Origin of the sequence: Aeromonas sp. Y293-4 (genome assembly GCF_027705905.1) — a bacterium.
Classification (GTDB): Bacteria; Pseudomonadota; Gammaproteobacteria; order Enterobacterales; family Aeromonadaceae; genus Aeromonas; species Aeromonas veronii.
On the sequence record NZ_JAPDCI010000077.1, the window covers coordinates 1 to 803 of the forward strand.

At 57.8% G+C, this 803-nt stretch carries 3 protein-coding genes; 2 read left to right on the forward strand and 1 reads right to left on the reverse strand.

Annotation, left to right across the window (positions count from 1 at the left end):
- Nucleotides 1-136 (reverse strand): DUF3283 family protein (locus OKC31_RS21635; protein ID WP_333563529.1); only part of this gene is annotated, 136 nt, incomplete at its 3' end.
- Nucleotides 137-221: 85 nt separating this feature from the next.
- Here OKC31_RS21635 and umuD point away from each other — a divergent pair.
- Together umuD and OKC31_RS21645 are read left to right on the forward strand one after the other, a co-directional pair.
- Nucleotides 222-665, forward strand: a complete 444-nt coding sequence (gene umuD, locus OKC31_RS21640; protein WP_024941056.1) for a translesion error-prone DNA polymerase V autoproteolytic subunit — start codon at nucleotides 222-224, stop codon at nucleotides 663-665.
- The coding region (locus OKC31_RS21645) for a Y-family DNA polymerase (RefSeq protein ID WP_442865774.1) at nucleotides 646-803 on the forward strand (158 nt) is incomplete at its 3' end. The genes umuD and OKC31_RS21645, both read left to right, overlap by 20 nt.

Below are 803 nucleotides of genomic sequence, written 5' to 3' on the forward strand. Positions count from 1 at the left end.
TGGCCAAGTGACCGTTGCGCTCCTTCCATACCGCATATGCGGCGGCCTTCTCGACCTCGACCCGTTCTTGCTGCTCTTTCGGTAGGGCACACAGATTGTGACTCATACTGACCTCTTTGTTATTTGTTGGCGCCATGGTACGCCATCACTGGCATGCGGGACTTGCGCTGGTTCAAAGGTGGTGCGCTATAATGGCTGTATATAAATACAGGTGTTTTGCCATGAAGCTGTTAACCCCAGACCCATCACCCGCCGAGGTGACCATCCCGCTGTTCTTGCACCGCGCCTCTTGCGGCTTTCCCAGCCCAGCCAGCGACTATCTGGAAGGGAAGTTGGACCTCAACACCCACTGCGTGTCACACCCTGCTGCAACCTTCTATCTGCGTGCCGAGGGGGAGAGCATGACCGGGGTCGGCATCTTTCCCGGTGACTTGCTGGTGGTCGATAAGAGCCTCACCCCGCGCCATGGTGATGTGGTGATTGCACTACTCGATGGCGGCTTCACGGTAAAGACCTTGCAGCTCAAGCCGAGGTTGCGGCTGTTGCCAGCCAATCCGGCATTCGCGCCTATCGACCCTTGTATGAGCCTCTCCCTGGAGTTGTTCGGAGTGGTCACCCATGTGATTGGCAATCTGAGGCAGCGTGATGGCTATAGCGCTCGTTGATGTAAACAACTTCTACGCCAGCTGTGAGCGGCTGTTTCGCCCTGAGCTGCGTGGCCGCCCGATCGTGGTGCTCTCCAACAACGATGGATGCGTGGTGTCGCGCAGCCCCGAAGCCAAGGCGATGGGTATCAAGATGGC

Coding starts and splice junctions, on each gene's coding strand:
- umuD (WP_024941056.1), top strand. CDS start 222: ATGAAGCTGTTAACCCCAGACCCATCACCCGCCGAGGTGACCATCCCG.